At 72.9% G+C, this 702-nt stretch carries 1 pseudogene; it reads left to right on the top strand.

Annotated elements, in window-relative coordinates:
* Positions 1–702: pseudogene (locus U8525_RS34375) on the top strand (hypothetical protein); the annotation flags it as partial.

Raw genomic sequence — 702 nt, 5'->3', positions numbered from 1 at the left:
ACTCCAACCTGACGAATCCGGACTACCACCCAGCGGGCGCCCTCCTCACGGCCATGGCGGGCCCGCTGTACGTGGAGGGCTTCGCCTCGGACGTGCTGGCCGCGCGCCTCATGGCGGCGGAGGTGGAGGTGGACGTGCAGCACGTCCTCTTCGGCAAGCCGCGCAAGCGCAAGCACTACACGCTGTCGCTGTCCGTCGCCCACGACTTCGCGCGGGTGTCCGAGACGTCGCGCCGGCCGCTGCTGGCGCACCTGGACGGCACGGCGGTGCTGTGGCTGCGCAAGGGCCGCGAGGTGCACGTCGTCGCCGGGTGGGGCGGGCGCCCGGGGGAAGGTGGGGCCTGGGGCGCGGTGGCGGGCATCGGCCTGGACGTGGTGACGCCGCAATTGGACTTGCTGGCGCGGCTGGAGGTGCGCCGGCAACACGGTGGCTTCCGTCAGGGCTTCTTCGGCGCGGACTACGAGTTGGCGCGCTTCCAGGCGGCGGGCACCTCCGGGCTGCCGCTGGCGGAGGCGCCCTTCCCGGACGGGTACTCCGTGCAGACGGAGGCCTCGGTGGCCTGGGACGCGGAACTCCTGGACGAGGTGCTGCACCGTCACCTTCGCATGACGGTGGGCGTGGAGGCCTTCAGCTGGGGCCGCCTGGACGCGGACTGGCGCCTCGGCGTGCAGTTGCTTCGCCGGACCGTGGAGCTGGCCCTGA

Source organism: Corallococcus sp. RDP092CA, from assembly GCF_041903675.1.
GTDB lineage: Bacteria > Myxococcota > Myxococcia > Myxococcales > Myxococcaceae > Corallococcus.
Note: the sequence above shows the minus strand (reverse complement) of the source record. Positions and strands in the feature narration are given on the sequence as shown.